This is a genomic window from Streptomyces fulvoviolaceus (assembly GCF_000718165.1).
In the GTDB taxonomy this organism is placed as follows: Bacteria; Actinomycetota; Actinomycetes; order Streptomycetales; family Streptomycetaceae; genus Streptomyces; species Streptomyces fulvoviolaceus.
Genome location: NZ_JOEY01000008.1, coordinates 20926 through 45244, shown reverse-complemented (window position 1 = coordinate 45244; position 24319 = coordinate 20926). Strand labels below are relative to the sequence as shown.

At 70.7% G+C, this 24319-nt stretch carries 12 protein-coding genes; 8 read left to right on the top strand and 4 right to left on the bottom strand.

What is annotated here, in order from left to right; genetic code table 11:
• The first annotated feature begins 101 nt into the window (after nucleotides 1–101).
• The 4 genes from IG08_RS54040 to IG08_RS0110265 all read left to right on the top strand — a co-directional run bounded on the left by IG08_RS54040 (nucleotide 102) and on the right by IG08_RS0110265 (nucleotide 16110).
• Nucleotides 102–10523, top strand: coding sequence for a scabin-related ADP-ribosyltransferase (locus IG08_RS54040; protein ID WP_043453867.1), 10422 nt, complete (start codon nucleotides 102–104; stop codon nucleotides 10521–10523).
• On the top strand, nucleotides 10520–13195 hold the full coding sequence (locus IG08_RS0110275; RefSeq protein WP_030599159.1) for a right-handed parallel beta-helix repeat-containing protein: 2676 nt from the start codon (nucleotides 10520–10522) through the stop codon (nucleotides 13193–13195). The genes IG08_RS54040 and IG08_RS0110275 overlap by 4 nt, the downstream gene beginning before the upstream one ends.
• Nucleotides 13196–13285: 90 nt before the next feature.
• Nucleotides 13286–14149: a hypothetical protein gene (locus tag IG08_RS60020; RefSeq protein WP_052424580.1), complete on the top strand. Its 864-nt coding sequence runs from the start codon at nucleotides 13286–13288 to the stop codon at nucleotides 14147–14149.
• Between the two features lie 116 nt (nucleotides 14150–14265).
• The gene (locus IG08_RS0110265; protein ID WP_030599153.1) at nucleotides 14266–16110 is read left to right on the top strand and encodes an ABC transporter ATP-binding protein; all 1845 of its coding nucleotides are present in this window, start codon (nucleotides 14266–14268) and stop codon (nucleotides 16108–16110) included.
• A 31-nt stretch (nucleotides 16111–16141) separates the two neighbouring features.
• On the opposite strand, the gene IG08_RS0110260 is transcribed toward IG08_RS0110265, so the two are convergent.
• Nucleotides 16142–17143, bottom strand: coding sequence for a glycoside hydrolase family 43 protein (locus IG08_RS0110260; protein WP_030599150.1), 1002 nt, complete (start codon nucleotides 17141–17143; stop codon nucleotides 16142–16144).
• A 70-nt stretch (nucleotides 17144–17213) separates the two neighbouring features.
• Complete coding sequence (locus IG08_RS0110255) at nucleotides 17214–17501, bottom strand: DUF1905 domain-containing protein (protein WP_030599147.1); 288 nt, start codon at nucleotides 17499–17501, stop codon at nucleotides 17214–17216.
• Nucleotides 17502–17569: 68 nt separating this feature from the next.
• Between IG08_RS0110255 and IG08_RS0110250 the strand changes: the two genes are divergently transcribed.
• Nucleotides 17570–18076, top strand: a complete 507-nt coding sequence (locus tag IG08_RS0110250; RefSeq protein WP_234342845.1) for an alpha/beta fold hydrolase — start codon at nucleotides 17570–17572, stop codon at nucleotides 18074–18076.
• Nucleotides 18077–18081: 5 nt separating this feature from the next.
• Here IG08_RS0110250 and IG08_RS0110245 read toward each other — a convergent pair whose 3' ends face one another.
• On the bottom strand, nucleotides 18082–19647 hold the full coding sequence (locus IG08_RS0110245) for an AbgT family transporter (protein WP_030599141.1): 1566 nt from the start codon (nucleotides 19645–19647) through the stop codon (nucleotides 18082–18084).
• Complete coding sequence (locus IG08_RS0110240; protein ID WP_030599140.1) at nucleotides 19647–20900, bottom strand: metal-dependent hydrolase family protein; 1254 nt, start codon at nucleotides 20898–20900, stop codon at nucleotides 19647–19649. The genes IG08_RS0110245 and IG08_RS0110240 overlap by 1 nt, the downstream gene beginning before the upstream one ends.
• A gap of 124 nt (nucleotides 20901–21024) precedes the next feature.
• Here IG08_RS0110240 and IG08_RS0110235 point away from each other — a divergent pair, with 124 nt between their 5' ends.
• From IG08_RS0110235 to glnT, 3 genes are all read left to right on the top strand, one after another.
• Complete coding sequence (locus tag IG08_RS0110235; protein ID WP_052424577.1) at nucleotides 21025–22113, top strand: Lrp/AsnC family transcriptional regulator; 1089 nt, start codon at nucleotides 21025–21027, stop codon at nucleotides 22111–22113.
• A gap of 134 nt (nucleotides 22114–22247) precedes the next feature.
• Entirely contained in the window at nucleotides 22248–22676 is a 429-nt protein-coding gene (locus IG08_RS0110230) for a hypothetical protein (RefSeq protein WP_030599136.1), read from the top strand.
• A gap of 308 nt (nucleotides 22677–22984) precedes the next feature.
• Nucleotides 22985–24313 (top strand): type III glutamate--ammonia ligase, encoded by a 1329-nt coding sequence (gene glnT / locus IG08_RS0110225; RefSeq protein ID WP_030599133.1) that lies wholly within the window; start codon nucleotides 22985–22987, stop codon nucleotides 24311–24313.
• Nucleotides 24314–24319: the final 6 nt, after the last annotated feature.

The window sequence follows — 24319 nt, the reverse complement described above, 5'->3', positions numbered from 1 at the left end:
GACCGGCGAAAGCTGTGGCGTGTGCCACTTTCTTGAACTCTCGGCCCACCCCAGTACGTCTGCTTCCGGTACCCCAAGTCCCGGACCGCGTGGAGGACTCCTTGGCCACCTCCGACGAGTGGAGCAGAGTCGGATTCACCGGCAATCCGGTGACCGGGAATCCGAGCGTCGTCGAAAACGTCACCAATGAGCTGCGCGGCCTCGGCGATCTGGCCGGACGGGTCAGCAGCGGCCTCGACACCCTGCTGACCAAGGCCGAGGACGGGGGCTTCGAGGGGCGGACCGCGGACGCGCTGCGGACGTATGTCAAGGACGAGCTCAAGACGTTCATGGCGAACATCAACCGCTCGTTCGAGATGGCGGCCGACGCCACGGCCCGCTATGCGCGCGCCCTCGGGGACTCGCAGGACAGGGCCGAGAACGCCGCCGACACCGTCGCCGCGCTGGAGCGGGTCGGCGGTCAGCCGCTCGCCGAGAACGATCCGGAGCTGACCCGCGCCCGGGGCGAGGTGGACGCCGAGACCGACGTCATCCAGGCCGAGGCGAAGATCCTGGAGGACGCGCTGCACGAGGCGTCACGACTGGTGTCGCGGCCCGTGAAGAAGCCGAAGAAGAGCTTCTGGAAGCGGTTCGTGTCGACGTTCTTCAAGGTCCTGGAGATCGTCGCGCTGGTCATCACCCTCGTTGCGGCCGTCATCGGCGGCCCGTTGGGCCTGGTGGCCTTCGGACTGGGCGCGGTGCTCTTCGCCAAGGCCCTCGTCGACTACGCCACGGGCAACGGCAACGCGCTCAGCCTGGGCCTCGCCTTCCTCGGCATCCTGTTCCCCTCGACGAAGGGCCTCACCACCCTCGGCGGACTGGCCCGCATGGCCTCGGCGGGCACGAAGGCCCTCAGCGGCGCCCTCTCCGCGAGCGGGCGGCTGCTGTTCCGGGGCGGCAGGATGCTGTTCTCCTCCCCCGGCAGACTCCTGTCGCTGGCCGGACAGGGGCTGGCCAGGTTCGGCGGGGGGCTCGCCGGCCGGACCGCCAGCGGGTTCATGGCGCTGCCCCGGGTCCTCTCCAAGACGCCCGCGATGCTGGGGTCGGCCCTGCGGTTCATGGGTGGTTTCGCCCGGAGCACCTTCCGGCAGGGCTGGTCCTCGCTGACCCGCGACTTCGTCGAGTCGACCGCGTTCGTCGGCGGCAACACGGCCGGACGGCTCGGCGTCTTCACGGTCATGAGCCTGGGCCGGCTCACGATGACGGCGCTGCTGCCCATGCGGTACTCCGAGATCGCCCGGTTCGGCTACCGGGGCGCCTTCCGCATGGGGTTCATCGACCGAGGCCTGCACTTCACCTCGCGGCCCCTCGGCACACTCGGCAGGACGGGTTCCCTGGCCGGGGACCTCGCGGAGCTGACGGGGCGGAACCTCGACCGGGGCGGAAACCTTCGCCCGTTCGACGCCACGAACACCGACCGGCTCGCTGTCCCCGGGACCCCGGAGTTCAACGACACCCTCGATGAACTGGCCGAGATCTCGGTGACGCCGGTGGCGACGCCCCGTACCCCCGGATTCAGCTCCCTGACCGGCTCGGGCACCCCCCGGATGCCGGGCCGCCTCGACGACATGGGCGGCCGGCTGACCACCCTGGACACCCTGGACACGGTGGGGCTGCCGGTCGGCACGTTCCCCGGCGGACAGCGGCTCGGCATGCTGAACCCCGTGACCGGCCGGGTGGGCGACGACCTGATGCCCCCTCGGCTGCGCACCACGCTCACCGTGTCCGACCAGGTGGACGAGTTCGGCGTCCCCCTCACCCCCGGCTCTGCCACCACCCTGCTGCCGCCGCGCAGCACGGTCGACCAGCTGCGGGACCTCGACGAACTGACGGGCCTGGAGCGCACCGGGACCGGGCTGCTCAAGCCGCTCGACGATCTGACGGACCTGGCGGAACTGAGCCTCGACGGCAGGATCGGCGGGCTGACCGAGTTCCAGGTGCGGCAGATCCTGGACGGCGAGATCGACCTGGTGAACGTCGCGCCGGACGGGGTCGTCCTGCGTGTCGGGAAGACCGATCCGGTGGACGTCCGGGTGCAGTTGAAGGACGGGGTGAAGGTCGACGTCCTCGGCCCGGCCGACACCCGGGTCCCGACCTGGAACACGACGACCGGCACCGACCGCCTCGACGAGCTCGGGATCAGGCTCGACGACCTCACCAAGCTGATCCCCGACACCACCGACGGCTCCCGCGCCGCACGTGATCTGCTCGGCCTGGGACCGGCCCGGACGGACCTGACCTCCCCGGTCACCAAGAGCCCCGCCTTCACCCCGATGACCCTGCGGGACATCGTCACCGGCGGAACCACCGGCAAGCTCGCCACCGAACGCTTCCAGGCCTGGGTGCGCACCCAGGCCACCCAGCTGCAGCTGGACACCGCCGGGCGCAAGCTCTCCGAGATCGACGGACTGACCGACGTACCGCCGCTGGGCCGCGCCCGGGCCGAGCTGGATCTGAGCGCTGCGAAGATCGACTTCAACCAGGCCCGGAGCGCGTTCGACCGGCTCGGGATGAACCTGGACACCGTCCGCCGGGACATCACGGTGATGATGACCCGCGTGGACGGACCGGTGGGCGCCATGCCCACCGGTGAACTGCGGCTGCTCGACGACCTCGGGCGGCCCACCGGTCAGTGGATCACCATGGAGCCCGGGCCGACCGTCACCTGGGTGCTCAGGTCGGACGCCGGGATCGTCCCCGACGTCAAGGTGCAGATGGCCGACGGGGTCTTCACGGTCACCACCCCCGAGGGTGTCGTCACCCGATTCGGCGCCGACGGCCGTCCGGCGGTCCTCGGCGATCCCGGATCGGTCGCGCTTCCCCGGCTGCCGGGGACGGGCCTGGACGAGGTGGTGCTGCCCGCGCCACGCGAACTGGACCGGCTCGCCTTCGCCGCCGACCGCTCCGTCGACATCCAGGCCATCACGCCGGCGCCGGTGTGGCGCGCGACCGACGAGACGCTGTGGCGCATCGGCGGCAAGCGCCCCCTCGACCAGATCTTCAACGAGGGGTTCACCGTCCGCGACCCCCTGGAGACCAACCTGGACGTCATGGTCAGGACCGGCCAGCCCTCGGCGTTCGTGAGCACCACCACCGACCAGAACCTCATCTGGGACGGCATCTTCAAGTTCGAGATCGAGGCCTCCGGCGGGATCGACGTCGGCAAGAGCTTCGAACGCTCCATGGGCCCGGACGCCTGGCGGGCATCGGGCTGGGCGACGGAGAACGAGATCGCCTTCCCCGGCGGCATCGCCTCGGAGTTCATCCGTGGCGCGTACCGGATGGACGCCCAGCACAACCTCCTCGAATGGATCCCCAACCCCAACTTCGGGGGCAACAACCCCCTCCCCGAGCTGGCGGTGGATCTGAAGGGCGCAGGGGAAGGCACCTCGGGGATCAGCGCGCTGGACTTCCAGGGGCTGTCCCTCGACGACCAGCTGCGGCTGCTGGACCAGCTCGATCTGGGTGAGGCCAGGGCCTTCGACGACATCGGCTCCCTGAACGGGAGCAACGCCCTGGACGAGGTCGGAAGCCAGCTGGACGATCTCGGGTATCTCTCCGACGAGTTCCAGTTCGACCGCTTCGACGCGCCCGCGCCCCGGGCCGAGACCGTGCTGGTGGACCCGCAGGAGTTCCCCGGGGTGACCGGCTTCCGGACGGAGTGGCAGCGCACCCCGCTGGACGAGGGCGGGTTCATGTTCACCGACCAGGCCGGGGACATCCGGCTGGTGTTCGACGCCGGCGAGGTCCTCCGGTTCAGTGATGTGCGGCTCCCGATCGGCGACGGCTTCGTCCGCTTCGACGCCGACGCGGGGCCGGGGTCCCTGCCCCGGATCGTCGGGCAGGACGGAGTGCCGCTGCCCGGCGGTGCGACGATCGAGCCGGTCAGGGGCGCGCTGGGCGTGGTCACCGGTGTACGGGTGCAGTCTCTCGACGGCGCCTGGATCGGCCGGTTCGACCTGGACGGCACGCGGCTGTCCGAGCAGCTGACCCTGTCCGGCCCCGTCGGCGGGCCACTGACCGGGGCCTGGCTGACCACGACGTTCACACAACTGCCGGGCGGCGCGCAGTCGGCGACGTACCGGCTGACCGTGCCGGGGCTGGGTGACGGTGCCTTCAATGTCGTACGACTGGACGGGGATCTGGCCCAGCGGCTGCCCGGCGGGTTCTCGGTGACCGACACGGCGACCGGGGGGCGGTTCGTCCTCGACCGGGGCGGACGGTTCGTGGACCTTCCGGCGGAGGGGGCGTCGCCGATACGCCTGGACGTGTCCGGTGCGACGGTGCCGGACTCGACGGTGGACCTGTCCTCGACCCTCGACGACCTCGGCGACCTCGGTCGACTCGGCGATTCGAGCAGCCTCGGTGACCTGGGGCGCCTTGGCGAGTCGGGCGACCTCGGCGATGCCGCCCGACTCGGTGACCTGGGCGATGTCGGTGACCTCGGCCCCCTGGGTGAGCTCGGTGAGGTGGGCTCGCTGAACCGGCTTGCGCTCCCTGACCTGCCACGTACGGATCTCACGCAGCAGCCCGCCGGTTTCGACGCCCGGTTCGCGTCGACGCCGACCGACGGCGTCCCGACGCCGGTGAATCCGTCACGGTTCGACGGTGTGCGCCTGTCCGGGGCGGACGAGCTGGCGGATCTACGGCTGCGGGTCACGGAGTTCCCGGCGACCGATCTCGCGCCGGCGTCGTTCCGGATCGATGTGATGGACTTCGGTGCCCCGGGTGGTCCGGTGCGGCTGGAGAACGTGACGGTGACCCTCCGCGAGGGCGGTGGGCTGAGCATCACGGGTCCGCAGGGCGGCGTGCGCTGGCAGTTCGACGGGCTCGGGCAGCTGGAGTACCGGGAACTGCCGCTGACCGGCACCGACTTGGCGCTGCGCTTCACCGACGACGCGGTGAACCCGATGCCGAGGGTGGTCGGCCCGGACGGGGTGCCCGTCCAGGGTGCGACGCTCACGCCGGTCCGGGACGCGACCGGAACGCTGAGCGAGCTGACCGTGCGCGTGCCCGTGCCGGACACCGACGGGCTCACGGCGGTGTGGCGGTTCGAACCCGGCGGCGCCCTGCGCCAACAGGAGCTGCCGCTCACGCTGCCGGGCATCGACGGCCCGGCCGGCCTGGGCGTCAAGGTGACGATCACCCCCGGACCGGGCGGCACCATGACCAGGGTCCTCGAACTGACCGGGCCGTCGAACCTCACCGGTTCCTTCCGGCTGGGCCCGATGGACGGCTCACTCGCCGGACGGCTGCCGAACGGCATCACGGTCACCGACACCGTCACCGGCGCCCGCTTCCACTTCGACGCGAACCGCCGCCTCGCGATATGGGACGTACCCGCCCGGGACGGCTCCGGCTTCCTCCGCTTCACCGGGGACGCCGCGCCCGGCACCCCACCGGTACGGCTCGACGAACTCGGCGATCTCGGCGACTTTGCCGGCGACCTGGGCGACGTGGCAAGGATCTTCGACCGTACGCTCGACGAGGCGGGCGGCCTGCGTGGCCCCCTCGACGACCTCAACCGCCTGACGGGTCCGGACGCGCCTCGCACCGACGCGCTCCCGGCCCTGGACGAATTCGCCCCGGGGGAACGTGAGCTCTTCGACGACCTCTGGAACAGCGTGGTCCAGGACGTACGGACTCTGACCCCAGAGGAACTGAACCGCGTCTGGGGTCCCGACTCGCCGCGCACCGACACGCTCGCGGAACTCGACGACCTGTCGGACACCGAACTGGCGGACCTCCAGGCGCGCCTCGACAACATCAGGCGGATGGACGACGGGCCGCTGGGCGCGGACGAACCGCTTCGCGTCCCTCTGTCCGGTGTGGACGAACTGGCGGACTTCGACCTGCGGGTGACCCGCCTCCCGGCGACCGACGAGGCACCGCAGGGCTCGTACCGGCTCGACCTGACCGACCGCACGCCCGGCGGGACCGGACCGGTGCGCGCATCGGACTTCAGGGTCGAACTGCTCGACGACAGCGGCAGGTTCGCCGTCATCGACCCGACCGGTACCACCCGGTTCACGCTCGGGCCGGACGGCCGTTTCCTCGGGCGGGAGACCCTTCTCACCGTCGACGGACTGCCGGAGGGCATACGGCTCAATGCGACGGTCGTTCCCGGAGCGGACGGCACCGGGCGGATCGCGGTCGATCTGCTGGTCCCCTCCGGTGCCGCCGGCTCCGTCCGGTTCACCCCGACGACCGGCACGCTCGCTACCCGCCTGCCCGGCGGTTCCACCCTCACCGACACCATCACCGGCTCACGCTTCCACTTCGACCACACCGGCCGCCTCGCCCTCCGCGACCTGCCCGACCCGGACGGCTCCGGGTTCCTCCGCTTCACCGAGGGCGCGGGGCCCGACACCCCGCCCGTCCGGCTCGACGAATTCGGCGAGCTCGGCGACTTCGGCGGCGATCTGGGCGAACGCTTCCCGTTCGGCTCCATCCCGGAGAACGACGCCCTGGACGACGCCCTGGACACCATCGACCTCGCCCACGTGTTCGACCGTACGCTCGACGAGGCCTCGGGCATCCGCACGCTGCCCGACGGCGCACAGGTCGACCTGTCGGGCGTCGCCGGAGCCATGGACTTTCTGCGGGTCGCGCCCGACTCCCACGCGGTCCAGGCGCTCGGCCTGACCGGCCTCCAGCGCCTCGCCGACGACGCGACCGCCTCGCTCGACCGGTTCGGCCTGCGCCCGGAGCTGCTGAACGACCAGCTGCGGCAGATGACGGGTCAGGCCCGGCAGACGCTGCGGCAGCACGCAGTGACCACCCTCGGCGACTATCTCGACCTGCCGTTGGCGACCCGTCTCGACGACCTCCAGTCCGTGGCCCAGGGCGCCGGCGGCCGCGTCCTCGGCGACTTCACCGTCACCCCGACACCGCACGGCGGCCCCGGCGGCAGCCGCTACACCGTCCACCACAACCCGTCGGACATCACGCTGAGCTTCGGCCCGAACCGCGAACTCCGCTACCAGGAGGTGTTCCTCCGCGGCGGCCCGGAGGACCTGGACGGGCTGAAGATCGGCGTCACCGGCCGCTCGGCCGACGGCGGGCCGTGGACCCCCGGCTCGCTCGACTTCGTGGGCACCCGCACGGCCGACGGCTTCACCCTCACCCCCGGCACCGAACCGCGCGGCGGTCTCACCCTCACCGACGCGGCGGGCACGACCAGTTGGCACTACGGCCCCGAAGGCGTGCACACCCTGACGGACGTAAAGCTGCCCGGCGACCGGGGCGTCCTTCGCTTCGACGCCGACGTCCCCGGCGGCGTACCGCAGGTGCTGGACTCGGCGGGCCATCAACTTCCCGGGATGCGCGCCGAGTTGCTGGACGACGGCCGGATCGCGCTGGTCCCCACCGGAAAGGCGGCCCAACCGATGGAGCGGGCCGTCTTCAGCCGCACCGGCACGCTGCTGGAGGAGACGGTCGCCGTACGGATCAAGGGCGGAAAGGCCAACGGCGAATACTGGAAGATCGACCACGCCACCAGCACCGCCGTACGAGTCGACGCGTCAGGCACCCCGCTCACCGGGCGCTTCTCCACGGCCAAGATGGAGATGTCGGGAACCGGCCGGTTCAAACTGACCGGCGAGGGCAACGTGACCCTCTTCGAACGCGAGGTACTCGGCAACGGCAACGTCCTCCACATCGACCTGGACCGGGTCGGCCGGGCCCGCTGGACCGAGTTCGACCCGGCGGGGACCAGAGTGCGGGCCGGCGAGCGGATCTGGGACAGCGACCGGAGGACCATCCACGACACGCTCTCCTACCGCTGGGCCCCGGTGGACGTCCTCGACGTACGGACGTACACCAAGGCCGTCGACGGCGGCCTGATCCGGGCGGAGAAGGGCGCGGCCGGCGACTGGAAGTGGACGCGCTTCGGCTCCGACGGCGCCGAGACGCTGTCCGGTACCCGCGAGTGGTCCTGGAACCACATCGGTTTCAAGGACACCTACCTCGACCCGGCCACCGGGCAGCGAACCATCGCCCAGCAGCGCGGCAACATGTGGCCGCTGGACGGCTACCACGGCTCCCGCCAGTACCTGGAACACCCCGTACTGCCCGGTGAGAGCCCCGCGGGCCTGCGGGTGAATCCCGAACTGCACTCCGCCGTCGGCCCGGCCAACAAGCAGATCGACGTCATCGAGCACCTCGCGGACGGCGGCACCCTGCACGTCGTACGCATCTCCGACCAGCGCATGCCCGCGGGCCTCTGGCAGACGCGTACGGGCGCCGGCCGGTTCGACGGGTTCTTCGGGAACCTCGTCACCGGGGACTCCATGTTCACGGTGTCCAAGTGGACCGAGACCGCCGCCGACGGCACCCGGCTGAAGGGTGTCCGGCTCGTCTCGCACGCCGGTCACAGCTGGCGGGACGTCGACCAGTTCGGCCGCATCGTCCGCGAGACCCGCAAGCTGGAGAACGGCAACGTCGTCGAGGTCGGCCGCAGTCTCGACGATCCCACGCAGTGGGCCCCGGCCCCTAAGTGGAACGGTTCCGCCGACTCCTACGAGCTGCCCTGGCTGGACACGAAGAGCGGGATCTCCGGCACCCGCCATGTCGCCGGCGACGGCAGTTTCGAGGACGTGTTCACCAACGCCGCCGGCGACGAGCTGCTGTCGATGCGCTCGCAGGGCACCGGCGTGCGCGAGTACCTCGGCGAGAACCCGGCACGCGGCATCGGACGCGACGACGTCTCCGGGGCGTGGGTGGACAAGAACACCCAGCTGCAGATCACGGGACGGCGCGACCACTGGGGCGACCTCCACATCGAGTCGCACGGCAACCCCCGCCACCGCACCTGGGAGTGGAAGGCCACCGGCCCGGACGGGACGGTCACCGAGGGCATCCGCATGCAGAACCGCGGCTCGCTGTACTCCCGGACCTGGGACGACTCGTTCACCGACTTCGAGCGGCTGGAGAACGGCCGGCCGGGACAGGCGCTCCGGGAACGCAACGCCACCGACGACGGCACCGTCTGGATCGACACCACCCGGCAGCCCGACCACACCTGGACCTGGCAGAAGACCGACGCCGACGGCACGGTCCACTCCCAGGGCGTCCGCGAGTACCAGGACTTCGCGAAGGGCCGCTGGACCGACCGCATCGGCGACGACGTGGTGAGACAGCGCACCGGCGGCCGGGTCCGCGAGTACGCGTACACGGTGCAGGAGACAGCCCCTCCGGTCCTCACCCCGCCGCCGGAAGCCGGCCCGACCACCCTGGCGGATCTGCTCTCCCGCTCCGCGCGCCACTTCGAGCCGACCACGACGGTCACCGTCGACCGGGAGGTCTGGCGGGAGTTCGACATGGGCAAGGTGCTCCACCGCCGTGACGCGGTGGAGGGCGTCCCGGGCCGGTACCGGGAGTCGGAGTCGCTGTGGGGGCAGTGGCGGGAGTACCAGGGCGACCGGCTGGTGGCCCAGCGCACCATCACCGGACGGGTCTGGGCCACCGACGCCTTCGGCCGCTGGTCGGCGTTCGACGTCGCCAAGCTGCCGGAGATCAGCAGCCTGCCGTCGGTCGGCGGACAGGTGGGCCTGGACGGCCACCGCGCCTGGCGGCTCATCGGCCGCGAGGCCGACTTCCGCGGCTACACCAACGAGTTCCGCGGCCTGAACCGCGAGTTCCGCGACCCCTTCCACGAGATCTGGACCGGCGTCCGGGACGGCTCCTCGGCCGCCATGCCGCTGTGGCGCCATGCGGTGCGCAAGGCGGCCACCGAGTTCGCCACGGGCTTCCTGATCGAGTTCGGCACCAGCTTCGCGGTGTCGGCCATCGTCTCCGAGTTCGCCAACACCCGCTTCGACCCGTTGGTGGCCTTCGAGCGGGCTCTGCTCAACGGCGCCGTCGGCGGCAGCATCCGGGCCGGCTTCAACGTGGCCCAGGACGTGACCGCACTCGGCAAGATCAAGTACGGCCTGACCAATCTCGACCAGGGCCAGAACTGGAACCGCCACCCCCTGGCCTCCGTCGACGACTGGGCCACCGAGTGGTCGTCGTACGAGAACCCCGCCCGCTGGCGGTCCGGTACCTACGCCTTCTTCGACGGCCTCACGGTCAGCGCGCTCACCGGGTTCGTCAACAACGCCCTCAACTCGGCCATCTGGGGAGTGGGCGGCCAGAAGCACACCGGCCTCGAAGCCCTCGAAGCGGGCGCCTGGGGCGCGGCGGGCTCGCTCTTCACCGGCGTCACCAGCGGACTGGGCAGGTACACCCTCCACACCACCTCGGGCTCGCGGATCTTCCATCGTGGCGGCCCCGGCGAGCTGATCTGGCAGAGCGCCGAGTCGCTGACCACGGGCATCCTCAACTACTGGATCAACACCAGGGGCGCCCACATCGACTCGACCCACCCGTTCCCGCCGTCGACCACCACACCCACGACGCCGTCCACGACCACGCCCACGACGCCGTCGCAGGCGACCCAGCAACCGGCCGTCTCGCCCATCGAGGGATTGGAACTCACGTGACCCCCACCGCCACCGTGCACCGGGTCGCCCCCAAGGGACGCGGCGCGCACCGCAGCATCGCCTCTGCCCTGCGCGCCGCCCGCGACGGCGACGAGATCCGTATCGCCCCGGGCGAGTACGTCGAACAGCTGCTCGTCGACCGCACGGTGCACCTGCTGCCGGAGGACGGGCCGGAACACGCCGTACGGCTGCTGGCCGCGTCCCCAGGGCGGCCCGTACTGGAGGTTGCCGCCCCCGGCGTACGGGTCGAGGGCATCGCCCTGACCGGGCAGGACCCGGCGCTGCCCGCAGTCCTGGTCGGCGCCGGGGACCTGGAGCTGGACGCCTGCGAGATATCCGGTGGCCGTGTCGAGGCGGGCGGCGACTCGTCGCTCGCCCTGACGGACTGCCGGGTGTCGGGGGCGGGGCTGGCCGCGGTGCACGTCAACACGACCGGCTCGGCGCGGCTGACCCGGGTCGTGGTGGAGGACGTCCAGGGAACCGGCGTCGTCATCGGCTCCGGGGCGGACGCCGAGGCCACGGAGCTGACGGTACGGCGGGTCACCGGGTCCGGTGTCCGGGTACGGGGCGACGCCCGGGCCGTGCTGCGCGACTGCCGGATCTCCGGACCCGGCCGCAGCGGGCTGCTGGTGGAGGACGAGGCGGCTCTCACCGCGCTGGACTGCCGGGTGGAGGAGACGGCCGGCGAGGGCATCCGCGTACTCGGCAGTTCACCACGTCCCGAGGACCGGGAGAGTACGGACGGCGGGGTCCTGCTCGCCCGCTGCGATGTCCTGCGCACCGGCACGGACGGGGTCGCCGTCTCCGGAACCGGGGACGTGACTCTGCTCAACTGCCGTCTGCGGGACGGTTCGGGCCCGGGTGTGAGCGCGGACGGCGAGAGCCGCGTGGAGCTGGTGGACTGCCAGGTGGACCGGGCGCACGGTTCGGGTCTGGTGGCCCGCGGCTCCGCCCGGCTGACCGCCGGGGGCACATCGGTGACCGGCAGCCGGGCCAACGGTCTGCTGGCGGGCGACCGTTCCGAGGTCCACATGGCCGCCGGCGACGTGACGGCGTGCTCGTTCAGCGCGGTGCACGCCTGCGACGACTCCCGGGTGACGCTCACGTCGTGCCGTATCGGATCGACGGCGGAGCACGGGATCCGGGCCACCGACCGCGCCGGGCTCACCGTCGAGGGCGGCCGCATCACGGACTGCGGACTGTCCGGGGTGCAGATCGACAGCGCGGCCGAGGCACGGATGCGCGGCCTTTCCGTGGTGCGCGGCCGGGCCGGGATCACCACCGAGTCGACCGGGACGGTGGTCCTGGAGGAGTGCGACGTCACGGACGCCGAGCGGGCCGGGATCTCCTGCGGCACCGGGACGACCCCGGTGCTGCGGGACTGCCGGATCAGCGGCACCGGCACGGCCGGCCTGGTGATCGGGGAGCGCGCCACGCCCAGCGTCGAGGGCTGCACGGTACGGGACGCCGCCGGCTCCGGCCTGGTGGTGGGCCCGGGGGCCGAACCCCGGGTCAGGTCCGTCACGGTGGCCCGGACCGGCAAGAACAGCCTGTTCGTCGGCGAGAAGGCCCGCGGCACCTTCGAGGACTGCGTCTTCGCCGGCGCAGGCAGAGACGGCGCGGCCTTCCCGGCGCTGCACGTGTCGGCCGGCGGCGCACCCGTACTGCGCGGCTGTCTGGTCCGGGACACCGAGGAGGACGTGGCCCTGGAGAAGGGCGCCCGGCCGGTGTTCGACGACTGCCTGTCCCGGGACGTGAAGAACCCGTCCCTGCCGACCGGCGCGGACCAGTCCCTGGCGGCCGCCGGAAGCCCGGGCGGGGACCCGCAGTCGACCGCGCGGGAGACCGAGGCACCTTCCGAGGACACCATCGAGGACCTGCTCGCCGAACTCGACGGCCTCGCCGGCCTGGACCGCGTCAAGCAGGACGTCTCGTCCCTGGTGAAGCTGATGCGGATGGTGCGCCGCCGCGAGGAGATGGGCCTGGCCCCGCCCCCGCTCAGCCGCCACCTCGTCTTCACCGGCAACCCGGGTACCGGCAAGACCACCGTCGCCCGGCTCTACGGCCGGATCCTGGCCGCCGTCGGCCTGCTGGAGCGCGGCCATCTGGTCGAGGCCGACCGCTCCGCCCTGGTCGGCGAGTACGTCGGCCACACCGGCCCGAAGACCTCACGCGTCTTCCAACAGGCCCGGGGCGGGGTGCTGTTCATCGACGAGGCGTACTCCCTCACCCAGTACGCCGGCTCGAACGACTTCGGCCAGGAGGCGATCGCCACCCTGCTGAAGCTGATGGAGGACCACCGCGACGACGTGGTGGTGATCGTCGCCGGATACCTCAAGGAGATGGAGACGTTCGTCCGCTCCAACCCCGGTCTGGCCTCGCGCTTCAACCGCACGCTCCTCTTCGAGGACTACGGCAGCGCCGAGCTGGTCAGCATCGTGGAGCACCAGGCCGCACAGCACCAGTACGAACTCGGCCCCGAAGCCCGTGAGGTGCTGACCGCGCGCTTCGACGCGATGCCCCGGGAACGCGGGTTCGGCAACGGCCGTACCGCGCGCCAGCTGTTCCAGGCCATGACGGAGCGTCAGGCGTACCGCGTCGCCGAGCTGTCGGACGTCTCGGAGTCCGACGTGATGACGCTGAGGCCGGAGGACGTCCCGCAGACACCGTGAGCGCAGACCTCCGACCCCGCAGCACCCACTGACTTCCCACTGACTTCCCGCAACTTCCCACAGCGGACGACCGCGTAAGGACCGACTTTCATGCCGCACACGCCCGACCCCCAGCAAGGTGACCGCCAGGAAGGCGAGTTCGCCGATCTGTTCGCCCGCAAGGCCCGCACTCCGCTGCGGGGCTTCCTGCCCGGCCGCCGGGTCTGGAACGCGGTCGGCGGCTCCGCGGCCGCGGTCCTGGTGATCGCCGGGTCCGCCTCGGTCGTCTCCGCCATCGACTGGAGTGCCGGCGACTCCGACAAGGTGACCACCGCGGCCGACAAGGAGGCATCGCAGAAGAAGGAGCACACCGACACCGCGAAGAATCCGTCAATCGCCCCGTCCAAGAAGGAGAAGGACGAGGACAGCGGCGAGAAGAGCCCCGGGGTCGTCTACGTGCCCGTGTCCGGCGGCGCAGGCGCAGGTGCGGGGGCGGGGGCGGGCGCGTCGACGCCGAAGTCCGACCCGACCGACAGCGCCGAAGGCACCTCCGGCTCGACCGGCAGCAACGAGGATCGGAGCTCCTCGTCGACGACCAGCTACCTGTGGTCGGACGGAAGCGTGGACACGTCCGAGGACAACGCCTATTGGGACCAGAGCATCGTCACCGTGAAGTCCACGAAGCCCCTCAGCAGCCTCAAGGTGGTCGTCAAGATCGTCCAGACCGGCGGTGTCTCCAGCACCGGGACCTGGAGCAGCCTCGGGGACAAGGTGTCGGTGGCCACGGGAGGGAGCAGCAGCGAGCTGGACTACGTGGTGACGCTGAAGTCGGGCAACACGCTGGACCCCGGTACCTACCTCTTCAAGTTCCAGTACAACCACGACCAGGGCAGCCGTGGCGTGGGCGGCGACCGCTACAACGTCACCGCTGTGGCCACGGACTCCGACGACGAGTTCCGCTCCGGCGGCTTCTGACTCCGTATTTCTCTGTCGGTATTTCTCTGTCGGCCCGGAAAACGCTTGGACGCCGCGGATGCCGTCGCGGGACACTCCCATTTCCTTGCCTGCCCGTACGAACACACAGGATCGGGATGGGATTACCCGAATCACCCAAGATTCCGCCGCGCAGGGGCTCGGTACTCCTCGCGCTTCGTTACTACGGACGGGAGTTGGCCCGGCTCCGGTGGCTGACGCTGCCCGCGATGCTGCTCCCGGCGCTGGGCAACATCGGCCTCAACTACATCGCGCCGCTGGTCGTCGCGAAGCTCATCGGACGCATCGCCGGCGACGCCGACATGAGCATCGATTCGACGCTGCCCTACGTCCTCGGTTTCGCCGGCGTCCTGCTGCTGTCGGAGGGCGTCTGGCGCATCGGGCTGCACTGTCTGAACCGCCTCGACGCCCACGGCATCGAGCACCTTTACGTGATCGGCATGGACGAGCTGTTCGCCAAGGACGCCGGGTTCTTCCACGACAACTTCGCCGGGGCGCTGACCAAGCGGGTGCTGAGCTTCGCCTCCCGCTTCGAGGACTTCATCGACACACTGACGTTCAACGTCATGGGCAGTGTCGTACCGCTGCTGTTCGGGTCGGTGGTGCTGTGGCACTACGAACCGCTGCTCGTCGTAGGGCTGTTGGTGATGATCGCGCTGACGGCGCTGTGCGTCGTGCCGCTCATCCGGCGCCGCCAGGCACTCGTCGACCAGCGCGAGGAGGCGATCGCCCGGGTGTCGGGCCATGTCGCCGACAGTCTGATGAACATGGAGACGGTCCGGGCGTTCGCCGCCGAGGAACGCGAGGCCGCCGAGCACCGGATGCGCGTCGCGCACTCGCGACGGCTGATGCTGAGGTCGTGGGACTACGGCAACCTGCGCATCGACACGCTGGTCGCGCCGATGTCCGTGCTGACCAACGTCCTGGGCCTGCTGCTCGCGGTCGCGATCGGCGGGGGCGAGCACGGTGTGGAGGCGGTCGTGGTCGCCTTCACCTACTACACCAACGCGACGAAGATCATGTTCGAGTTCAACCAGATCTACCGCCGCCTGGAGAGCTCGATGACGGAGGCCGCACAGTTCACCGAACTGCTGAGGGTGCCGCCGACCGTGCTCGACCCGGCGTCGCCCGAGCCGTTGCTACAAGGGCCCGCCGACGTCCGCTTCGAGCGGGTGACCTTCGCGCACCGGGGAGGAAACCCGCTCTTCGAGGGCCTCGACCTGGCCGTGGCCAGCGGCACGAAGATCGGTCTCGTGGGCCGCTCCGGCGGGGGCAAGACCACGCTGACGCGGCTGCTGCTGCGGATGACGGACATCGACGGGGGCCGGATCCTGATCGGAGGGCAGGACATCAGCAGGATGCGCCAGGCCGACCTGCGCGGCCTGATCGCCTACGTCCCCCAGGACCCGGCGATGTTCCACCGCACCCTGCGGGACAACATCGCCTTCGCTCGGCCGGACGCCACCGACGCCGAGATCCGCCGCGCGGCCGAGGCGGCGCACGTCACGGAGTTCGCCGACGCACTGCCGGAGGGTTTCGACACCATGGTGGGTGAACGCGGCGTCAAGCTGTCCGGCGGACAGCGCCAACGGGTCGCCCTGGCCAGGGCCATCCTGCGCGACGCGCCGATCCTGCTGCTCGACGAGGCGACCAGCGCCCTGGACTCCGAGAGCGAGATCCTCGTCCAGGAGGCGCTGTGGCGGCTCATGGAGAGGCGGACGGCGCTGGTGGTGGCGCACCGGCTGAGCACGGTCGCCGGCATGGACCGCCTGGTGGTCCTGGACCGCGGACGGATCGTCGAGCAGGGCACGCACCAGGAATTGCTCGCGTCGGACGGCGCCTACGCGAAGCTCTGGCAGCACCAGTCGGGCGGCTTCCTCGACGAGGAGGCAGTCGCCGACAGTCCCGTCGTCGACAGCCCCGCCGGCGCCGACCTGCACTGAAGAGGCAGGCCCTCGTGCCTGGTGCGGGCCGTCATCCGCCACCGTCGAGGTCGGCCCGCCGACGCAGGACACGGAGTTCGTCCCCGTGGAACTCCATCTCGTACAGCTTCCCCCGGGCGTTCTCGAAGGGGCGGTGGAGGATCATCATCAGGTGGCCGTCGAAGGTGTGGAACAGCATGCCGTGACCGCTGTCCTCGCGGACCAGGGGCCGGCGCTGCTGCCAAGGGCCTTCGACGGCACCGGACTTGGAGACGGCGTAGGTCTGCACATAGCCGCCGCTGATGCTGCCGTCCTCGCCGGCCACGTTCTTCTCGTACGTCGACCACAGCATGAGCAGCGAGCCGTCAGGGGTGCGGTAGAGCTGTGGGCCGTCGGTGATGTAGGGCGCGAGTTGGTGCGGTACGCCGCCGGGGATCTGCTCGCCGAGCCAGGGCGCGTCCGAGGCCTTGAAGAGGAAGACCGGATCCCCGATCGTCCCGGACAGGTCGGGAGCGAGCCGGATCGCTTCCATGGTTCCGTCGATGGTCTGGAGCCACTCGTGTGCGTACACCATCCACGGCTGTCCTGACTCGTCGACGTGGAGCGTCCCGTCGAGGGTCATCAGGTTCGCGGGCGGGGTGGGGCGGGACGGATCGACGACGGTGAAGGGGCCAAGGAGTGAGTCCGACACGGCGGTGATCGTGCCGCGCATGTGGTTGGCGATCTGGAACGGTGTGCCCCACTGATCGGCGGGTGGCACGGGAAGCGGCTTGTCCTGGTCGTGCAGCGTGGTGAACAGGTAGTACCTGTCGCCGTATTGGTGCACCTCCGGTGCCCAGCCGCCGTCGGCCGCCCAGATCCCGTTCTGCTCGGCGGTCAGGAAGACCACGACGGGGCGCGTCCAGTCGCGCAGGTCGTGGCCGCGGTAGACCATCGTGCCGACGCCGTCCACGCCCGACACGGTCGGGTCGTTGGACGTGTAGAGGTAGTAGGTGCGGGTCCTGTCGTCGGCGACGACGAACGGATCGTGCAGCGGCATGTCGGGAAGCTGCATCAGCTCGGTCTCGGGCACGGTCGAAGAATACGTCCACGTGATCTCGGCGCGGAGTCCTAGAAGCGGAGACCTAGAGGCGGACGGTCATCCGCACGCTCACGTCGTCCCCCGCGGCGATGCCCTGCGGCTTGCGCACGGCGTTCTTGAGGGGCAGCAGGTAGCCGCCGTCCTTGGGGAACAGGGACGTCTCGAAGGAGGTCTCGCCGATGCGGGCCTCGACCGGGATCACACCCCAGCCGTAGGTGGCCATCGCGGCCACCTCGCGGATGTCGTCGGACTCGGCGTCCGGCACGGGGACGAAGTAGTACGGCGCGGGCCCGCGCCATTCGATCACCCGGCCGGTGAAGGCGAGTCGCATGAGGTCGGTCCCGTTTCTCGAGGACGGCCAAGTCGCGTTCAGCGTACATGCGGTGGCACCACTCCTCGTTGAGAACAATCTTCGACATCGCCGGGTTGCCGGCGGTGCGCGGCCACGACCTGGTGGCGCACCTGGTCGGGCAGGCCGAGTCGTACGGACCGCACTACCTCCTGGGCCACCGGGTCGTCGAACTCACCCACGGGCCCGCCCTCCGCCCGGTCGACGCGCTCGGCCTGGACCGCTTCCACCTCGTCGGCCACCACACCGGCGGTGTGATCGCCGTGGAACTCGCCGCCCGCCTCCAGGACCGCGTCGCGAGCCTCCTCCTCTCCGCCACGCCTTTCATCGACGACGAGAAGAGGCGTACGGCGGCAGAGCGCAAGCCCGTGGACGAGGAAGCCGCGCTCACCCGGTTCATGGTCGACGCGCTGACTGTCCTGGACCGCGTGGAGGAGGGCCATGTGGCCGTGCGGGGCTATGAAACCCGGGTCCTGTCGGGCGGACTCATGCCACTCCCCGAGCAGTTGCCCGGGGAGTTCGCCAAGGTCGTACTGGAATGGACTGCGGCCGCGTAACCCGCTCACTTGAGGCTGATGTGGGCGCCCGGACCGAGCGGCAGATCGAAGCCGTAGAAGATCCCCAGGATCGCCAGCCAGACCACCAGGAACGGCACCGTGAAGATCGCCAGCCGGGAGATGAGCGTGCCCAGGCGGGCCTCCGGTTCGTACCGGCGCAGCAGGGCGAGGAGCAGGAAGACGTACGGGTTCATCGGCGTGATGATGCCGGTGGCCGAGTCGCCGATGCGGAAGGCCGCCTGGCTGAGGGCCGGGCTCATGCCGAGCAGCATGAAGGCCGGCACGAACACCGGTCCGACCAGCGACCACAGGGCCGACCCGGAGACGATGAACAGGTTGAGGCAGGCCACCAGGAGGACGAACGCGACCAGCGCCCAGAAGCCGGTCAGGCCGATGGCGTCCAGGCCCGCCGCTGCCTTCACGGCCAGCAGGACGCCCACGTTGGACCAGTTGAACAGGGCGATGACCTGCGCGGCGACGAACATCAGCACGATGTAGCCCGACATGTTCTTCACCGAGTCGGACATCGCACCGACCACACCCTCGGAACCGGTCAGCGACTTGACCGTGAAGCCGTAGGCCAGCCCGGCCAGCAGGAACGCCCCGAACAGCGCCGGGACGATGCCGGTGAGCAGCGGCGAGGGCACGAGCGCCCCGCCCTCGCCGCGCAGCGGGGCACCGTCGGGCAGCCACAGGGACAGGACCGCGCCCGCGTAGAGCACGACGACCAGCGCGGTGAGCAGCAGCCCCCGACGCTGGACCGGAGTCAGGGTGAGGTCCTCCGACTCGGGTTCGTCGGCGGAGGACTCGTACGTACCGAGGCGCGGTTCGAGGACGCGGCTGATGAGGAAGCCGCCCAGCAGGCCCAGCACCAGGCTGCTCGACGCGGTGAAGAAGTAGTTGATCAGCAAGTTCAGGTCGAGGTCCTGGGCGGCCGGCAGGACCGAGGCCGCCTGCTGGGTGATGCCTATGTAGAGGGCGTCCAGCGAGCCGATCGTGAACCCGGCGGCATAGCCGGCGCCGACGCACGCGAAACCGCCGATCAGACCCGCCACCGGATGGCGCCCCGCGCTCTTGAAGACCACGGCCGCCAGCGGCGGGAGCACGATCGAGGCGACGTCACTGATCATGTGCGCCTGACAGGCGACCAGCGCCACCAGATACGGCAGCAGCGCACGCGGCGCGCGGGCCAGCGTGGCCCGCATGACGGTCTCCAGGAGCCCGGCCTTCTCCGCGACCCCCACCGCCATGATCATCAGCAGTACGGCGGCGATGGGCGGGAAGGTCGCGAAGTTGGTGACGAGGTTCTCCGTCAGCCAGCGCACGCCTTCGCCCGTGAACAGCCCGGTGATGGCCTTGGTGTCGTCGGTGCCGGGGACCGTGACGGTCACGTCGGCCAGCGCGAGCGCGGTGGAGATGACGGCCAGCAGCACGAAGAGGGCGGTGAACAGGACGATCGGGTTGGGCAGTGCGTTGCCCGCCCGCTCGATCAGGGACAGCACCCGGTCGATGCGGCTCGACGTGCGTTTGTCCGGGGACTCGGTGTCCGGGAGGTCGGTCAGTGAGGACATCAGGGCCGCCCATCGGTTGGCAGAAGGTCCTTGCGTACGACGCCGTCCTGGACGACGCAGACGATGTTCGCGGGGTCGCCCAGGACGCCGATGTCCTGCAGCGGGTCTCCGTCGCAGATGACCAGGTCCGCCGTGCGACCGGCGGCGAGGGTGCCCAACTCGTCGGCCACACCGAGGAGTTCGGCGGAGGTTCGGGTGCCGGCGACGATGGCGGCCATGGGGTCCATGCCCAGGTCCACGAGATAGCTGAGCTCCATCAGGTTCACCCCGTGCGGGCCGACGGCGGCGTCGGTGCCGAGCGCGATCCGGGCGCCGTACTCGATGGCCCGGGCGATGTTCTCCTTGGTGACGCCGGACCAGCGGGTCTTCTTCTGGTAGTGGTAGTCCGGCATCGTGTCCTTGTTGATGCCCGCGTACACAGTGGACAGTGTCGGCACGACGAACACCCCGCGCTCGCCCGCCATGTCCAGCGCCCGCTCGTCCAGGCCGTATCCGTGCTCGATGCTGGTGACGCCGCCGCGGATCGCGTTGAGGATGCCCGCGTTGCCCTGGGCGTGCGCGGCGACCGGCTTGCCGCCGTGGCGGCGGGCCTCGTCCACGACGGCCCGGATCTCCTCCTCCAGCAGGCCCTCGTCGTCGGGGTCGTCGTACGGGCTGCCCATGCCGCCGGTGGCGCAGACCTTCACCAGGTCGGCGCCGTCGCGCAGCACCCGGCGCACCGCGAGCCGGGCCGCGTCGGTGTCGTCGGCGATCTCGGACATCCCGGCGCTGAGGTCCGTGCCGTCGGGCATGCGGACGTCCGCGTGGCCGCCGGTGTGGCTGATGATCCGTACGGCCGTGTGCAGGCGGGGACCCGTGACGCGCCCGGACTCCACGGCCGTACGGAAGCCCGCCGACAGGCCGCCCAGGTCGCGTGCGGTGGTGATGCCGGCGTCCAGGGTCTGCCGCAGGCGCGTGGCCGTGTCCAGGGTGACCAGGACCGGGTCGAGCTCGGCGCGACGGCCGGGCGGCGAGCCGTGGGCGTAGGCGAGGTGGACGTGGCAGTCGAAGAAGCCGGGGAGTACGGTGCGGCCACCGGCGTCGACGACCTGGTCCTGACCGGCGGGGGGAGCGGTCGCGGCCGGGCCGGCGTAGGTGATGGTGCCCTGGGCATCGATGGTGACTACGCCGTCGTCCACGGGGGACGCACCCGTGCCGTCGATCAGCCGGGCGTTGTGGACCCGAAGGGCGGTCCGGGTGGTGGTATCCGTCATGGGGTGCGGTCACTCCTCCGTCGTCGGCAGCAAGCGAAGGGAGTGTGGAATGCGGAAGAAAACCCGGTGTGACGATGCAGGCTTCCCGCCGGATTCCCCCGGCATGCGCAGAGAAGCGCCGCCCATGGGCGTGCAGGATTGTGCCGCCGTGGAAGGCGTGGAAGGCGTGGACGCCACGGAAGCCGTGGAACTCGACGAGCTGGACCGGGGTGTCGTCCACGCCCTGCAGATCCACCCCCGGGCCCCGTGGACGCTCGTCGGCGAGGTGCTCGGCGTCAACCCGGTCACCGCGGCGCGGCGCTGGCAGCGACTCGAAGCGGCGGGCCTTGCCTGGGTGACGGCCTACCCCCGGCTGTCCGACCCGCGGATCGTGGTCACCGGGATCGTGGAGGTGGACACCGAGCCGGGTGCCGCCGAGGACGTGGCGCGGGCCTTCGCGAAGGACCCGTCGGTGCCCAACATCAAGCTCACGGCGGGCGGCCGGGACCTGGTGGCCGCCGTACAGGCCCGGAGCCTGGACGAACTCGCCCGGCTCACCGCGTCGTTGTTCCGGGGGACGCCGGGCGTGCGGGTGACGCGGACACATGTGTACACCGGGGCCCCGACCGAGGGCAGCCGGTGGCGACTGCGCAGCCTGGACGAGGCGCAGGTCGCGCGCGTCGAGGCGTCGGTTCCCCCGGCCTCCCGGCCCGCGCCCCGGGCCGAGGCCCGCTGGGACGACCTCGACGCGCGCCTGCTGGAACTGCTGAGCGTGGACGGGCGGATGTCGCTGCGCGACCTGTCGGCGGCGACCGGCACGAGCCTGACTACGCTCCGCCGCAGAATGCAGTCGCTGCTCGCCTCACGGCTCAGCCTGCGCTGCGACCTGGCCCGGCCGCTGTCGGGATGGCCGCTGTCCGCCGTCTACTTCGCCTCGGTGCCGGGGCAGCACGTGGAGCAGACCACCAGGGTGCTCGCCGGGGTCCGAGAGGTCCGCTCGTGCGCCATCACGGCCGGCCCCTACAACCTGGTGATCGACGTCTGGCTGCGCGACCTGCGCGACGTGCACGCCTTCGAGGCCCACCTGTCACGCAAGATCCCGCACCTCATCGTCGCCGACCGGTCCGTGGTGCTGCGCACGTTCAAGCACATGGGCCGTCTGCTGGACCACGACGGGCACTGCATCGGCGTCGTACCGCTGCGGACCTCGGAGATACCGGCCGCCCGCGGCTAGTGCGGTGACCACATAGGCGCGCCGGGTTGGGCGTGTGCTCACTGCTTGCCGATCCGCTGCTGATGATGCGTGGAGATCGGCGCAAGGTGACACCTTCGTGATCCATACTCTGTGGCGGCAGCTTCGGGGAGGGCATGTCCATGCAGCACAGCGGTGGGATTGCACGAGCGGTCAAGCGAGCAGCGGCCGTTGTCGTTGCCGCTGTCGTGATGAGCGGTTGTTCGTCGGACGATCCAGCGCAGGCCCAGGAGTGGCAACGGGATTACTGCACCAAGCTGGGGTCCTGGCAGGACGCGGCGCACGCCACGACGACCAGCGAGGCAGACGCCGATGCCGGTGACGGACAGAGTGTCCAGTCGCCCGAGTTCGACAACACCGAATCGGCAGGGCATGCGGTCATCGAGGCCTCGAAAAGGCTTGACCGGGCAGGCCTGGAACACGGTGGCACCCACATCCTCGATGACACCGTCAACGCGGTCGGCGGCGACACCGGGGCTGAGGGTCGTGCAGTGTCCTACTGCGACAGCTCAGGCTTCGAGACCTTGGTCAGTTCGGCCGGCTAGTGCTCTGAGCGCGTGGGTTCGCCGGGTCGTTCAGGCCGCGGCGGCGAGGGGGCGGTCCTGTACCTGCTGACCTACCGGCGGAAGCCGCTCGGGGTGCGGGGTAGCCTCCGGCGGTGCACCGTTCGCCAACCAGGCCTCCGCCACTGTTTCTTGATGACTCGTCAGAACCTGGCCCCGCCTCTTCCGAGGTGGTGCCCGGCTCGCCTGGGCTTACGGGGACCTTGCCTCGCGGAAACGCCTCCGTAACTCCACGAGTGTCTACTCATATGCAACGTTGATTCCTCGTAGTAGACAGCAGGGAGAGGCCCATGAGGACCGACCCGGAAGCGGACACACCCGACCTCGCCGAACTCGTCCGCGCCGACGGTATCGAGTTCGTCCTGGCCGTCTTCGTCGACCTGACCGGCAAGCCGTGCGCCAAGCTCGTCCCGGCCCAGGCCGTCGAGGAGCTGCGCGACGAGGGCGTCGGCTTCGCCGGGTACGCGGCCGGTGCGCTCGGCCAGCAGCCCAGCGACCCCGATGTCATCGCCCGGCCCGACGCCTCCTCGTACACCCCGGTCCCCTTCGTGAAGCCCGGCCTCGCCCTCGTGCACTGCGACCCGTATGTGGAGGGGAAGCCCTGGCCGTACGCCCCGCGCGTCATCCTGCGTGCGCTGCTGGAGCGGGCCGCGGCCCAGGGGCTCTCCCTGGCCGTGGGGGCCGAGGTCGAGTACTTCCTGGTCAACCGTGACGAGCACGGCGTGCTGAGCGTCGCCGACACCAAGGACACCGCGGCTCAACCCTGTTACGACGCCCGCGGGTTGACCCGGATGTACGACCACCTCACCGCCGTCTCCAGCGCGATGAACAGCCTCGGCTGGGGCAACTACGCCAACGACCACGAGGACGGCAACGGCCAGTTCGAGCAGAACTTCAAGCACGCCGACGCCCTCACCACCGCCGACCGGGTCATCACCATGCGGTACCTGGTCTCCGTACTGGCCGAACAGCGGGGTATGACCGCCACGTTCATGCCGAAGCCGTTCACCGACCGCACCGGCACCGGCATGCACATGCACATGTCGCTGTGGCGGGGGAGTGAGCCCGCGTTCCCGGATGCTGCGGACGCGCGCGGGCTGGGTCTGTCCCCGCTCGCCTATTCGTTCGTCGCGGGCATCGTCGAGCATGCCCGGGCCTTGCAGGCCGTCATCGCGCCGACGGTCAACTCCTACAAGCGGACCGGCGCCGTCTCGACCCGTTCGGGTGCCACCTGGTCGCCGCGTGTGGCGAGTTACGGCGGCAACGACCGCACCCACTTCGTACGCGTCCCCGACGGCAACCGCATCGAGCTGCGGGGAGGTGACGGCGCCGCCAACCCGTATCTCGCCGCGGCTGCCGCTCTCGCCGCAGGGCTCGACGGCATCGAACGCGGCCTCGACCCGGGTGAGCCGGGCGCGGCAGGCAAGGGGCCTGAGCTTCCGCCCACCCTGCTGCACGCCGTGGAGGCTCTCCAGGCCGACGACGTGATCAGCGGCACCCTCGACGCGGCCGGGGCCGGGGTGAGCCAGTACTTCGCGGACCTCAAGCGCGAGGAGTTCTTCGACTGGCACTCCACGGTCGGCGCGTGGGAGCTGGACCGCTATCTGACCGCGTTCTGAAGGGAG

Bases quoted from the DNA above. Each gene is read 5' to 3' on its own strand.
- IG08_RS0110265 (WP_030599153.1), top strand. From the start codon at position 14,266: ATGGGATTACCCGAATCACCCAAGATTCCGCCGCGCAGGGGCTCGGTA.
- IG08_RS0110235 (WP_052424577.1), top strand. From the start codon at position 21,025: ATGGGCGTGCAGGATTGTGCCGCCGTGGAAGGCGTGGAAGGCGTGGAC.
- IG08_RS0110245 (WP_030599141.1), bottom strand. From the start codon at position 19,647: ATGTCCTCACTGACCGACCTCCCGGACACCGAGTCCCCGGACAAACGC.
- glnT (WP_030599133.1), top strand. From the start codon at position 22,985: ATGAGGACCGACCCGGAAGCGGACACACCCGACCTCGCCGAACTCGTC.
- IG08_RS0110230 (WP_030599136.1), top strand. From the start codon at position 22,248: ATGTCCATGCAGCACAGCGGTGGGATTGCACGAGCGGTCAAGCGAGCA.
- IG08_RS60020 (WP_052424580.1), top strand. From the start codon at position 13,286: ATGCCGCACACGCCCGACCCCCAGCAAGGTGACCGCCAGGAAGGCGAG.
- IG08_RS0110240 (WP_030599140.1), bottom strand. From the start codon at position 20,900: ATGACGGATACCACCACCCGGACCGCCCTTCGGGTCCACAACGCCCGG.
- IG08_RS0110255 (WP_030599147.1), bottom strand. From the start codon at position 17,501: ATGCGACTCGCCTTCACCGGCCGGGTGATCGAATGGCGCGGGCCCGCG.
- IG08_RS0110260 (WP_030599150.1), bottom strand. From the start codon at position 17,143: ATGCAGCTTCCCGACATGCCGCTGCACGATCCGTTCGTCGTCGCCGAC.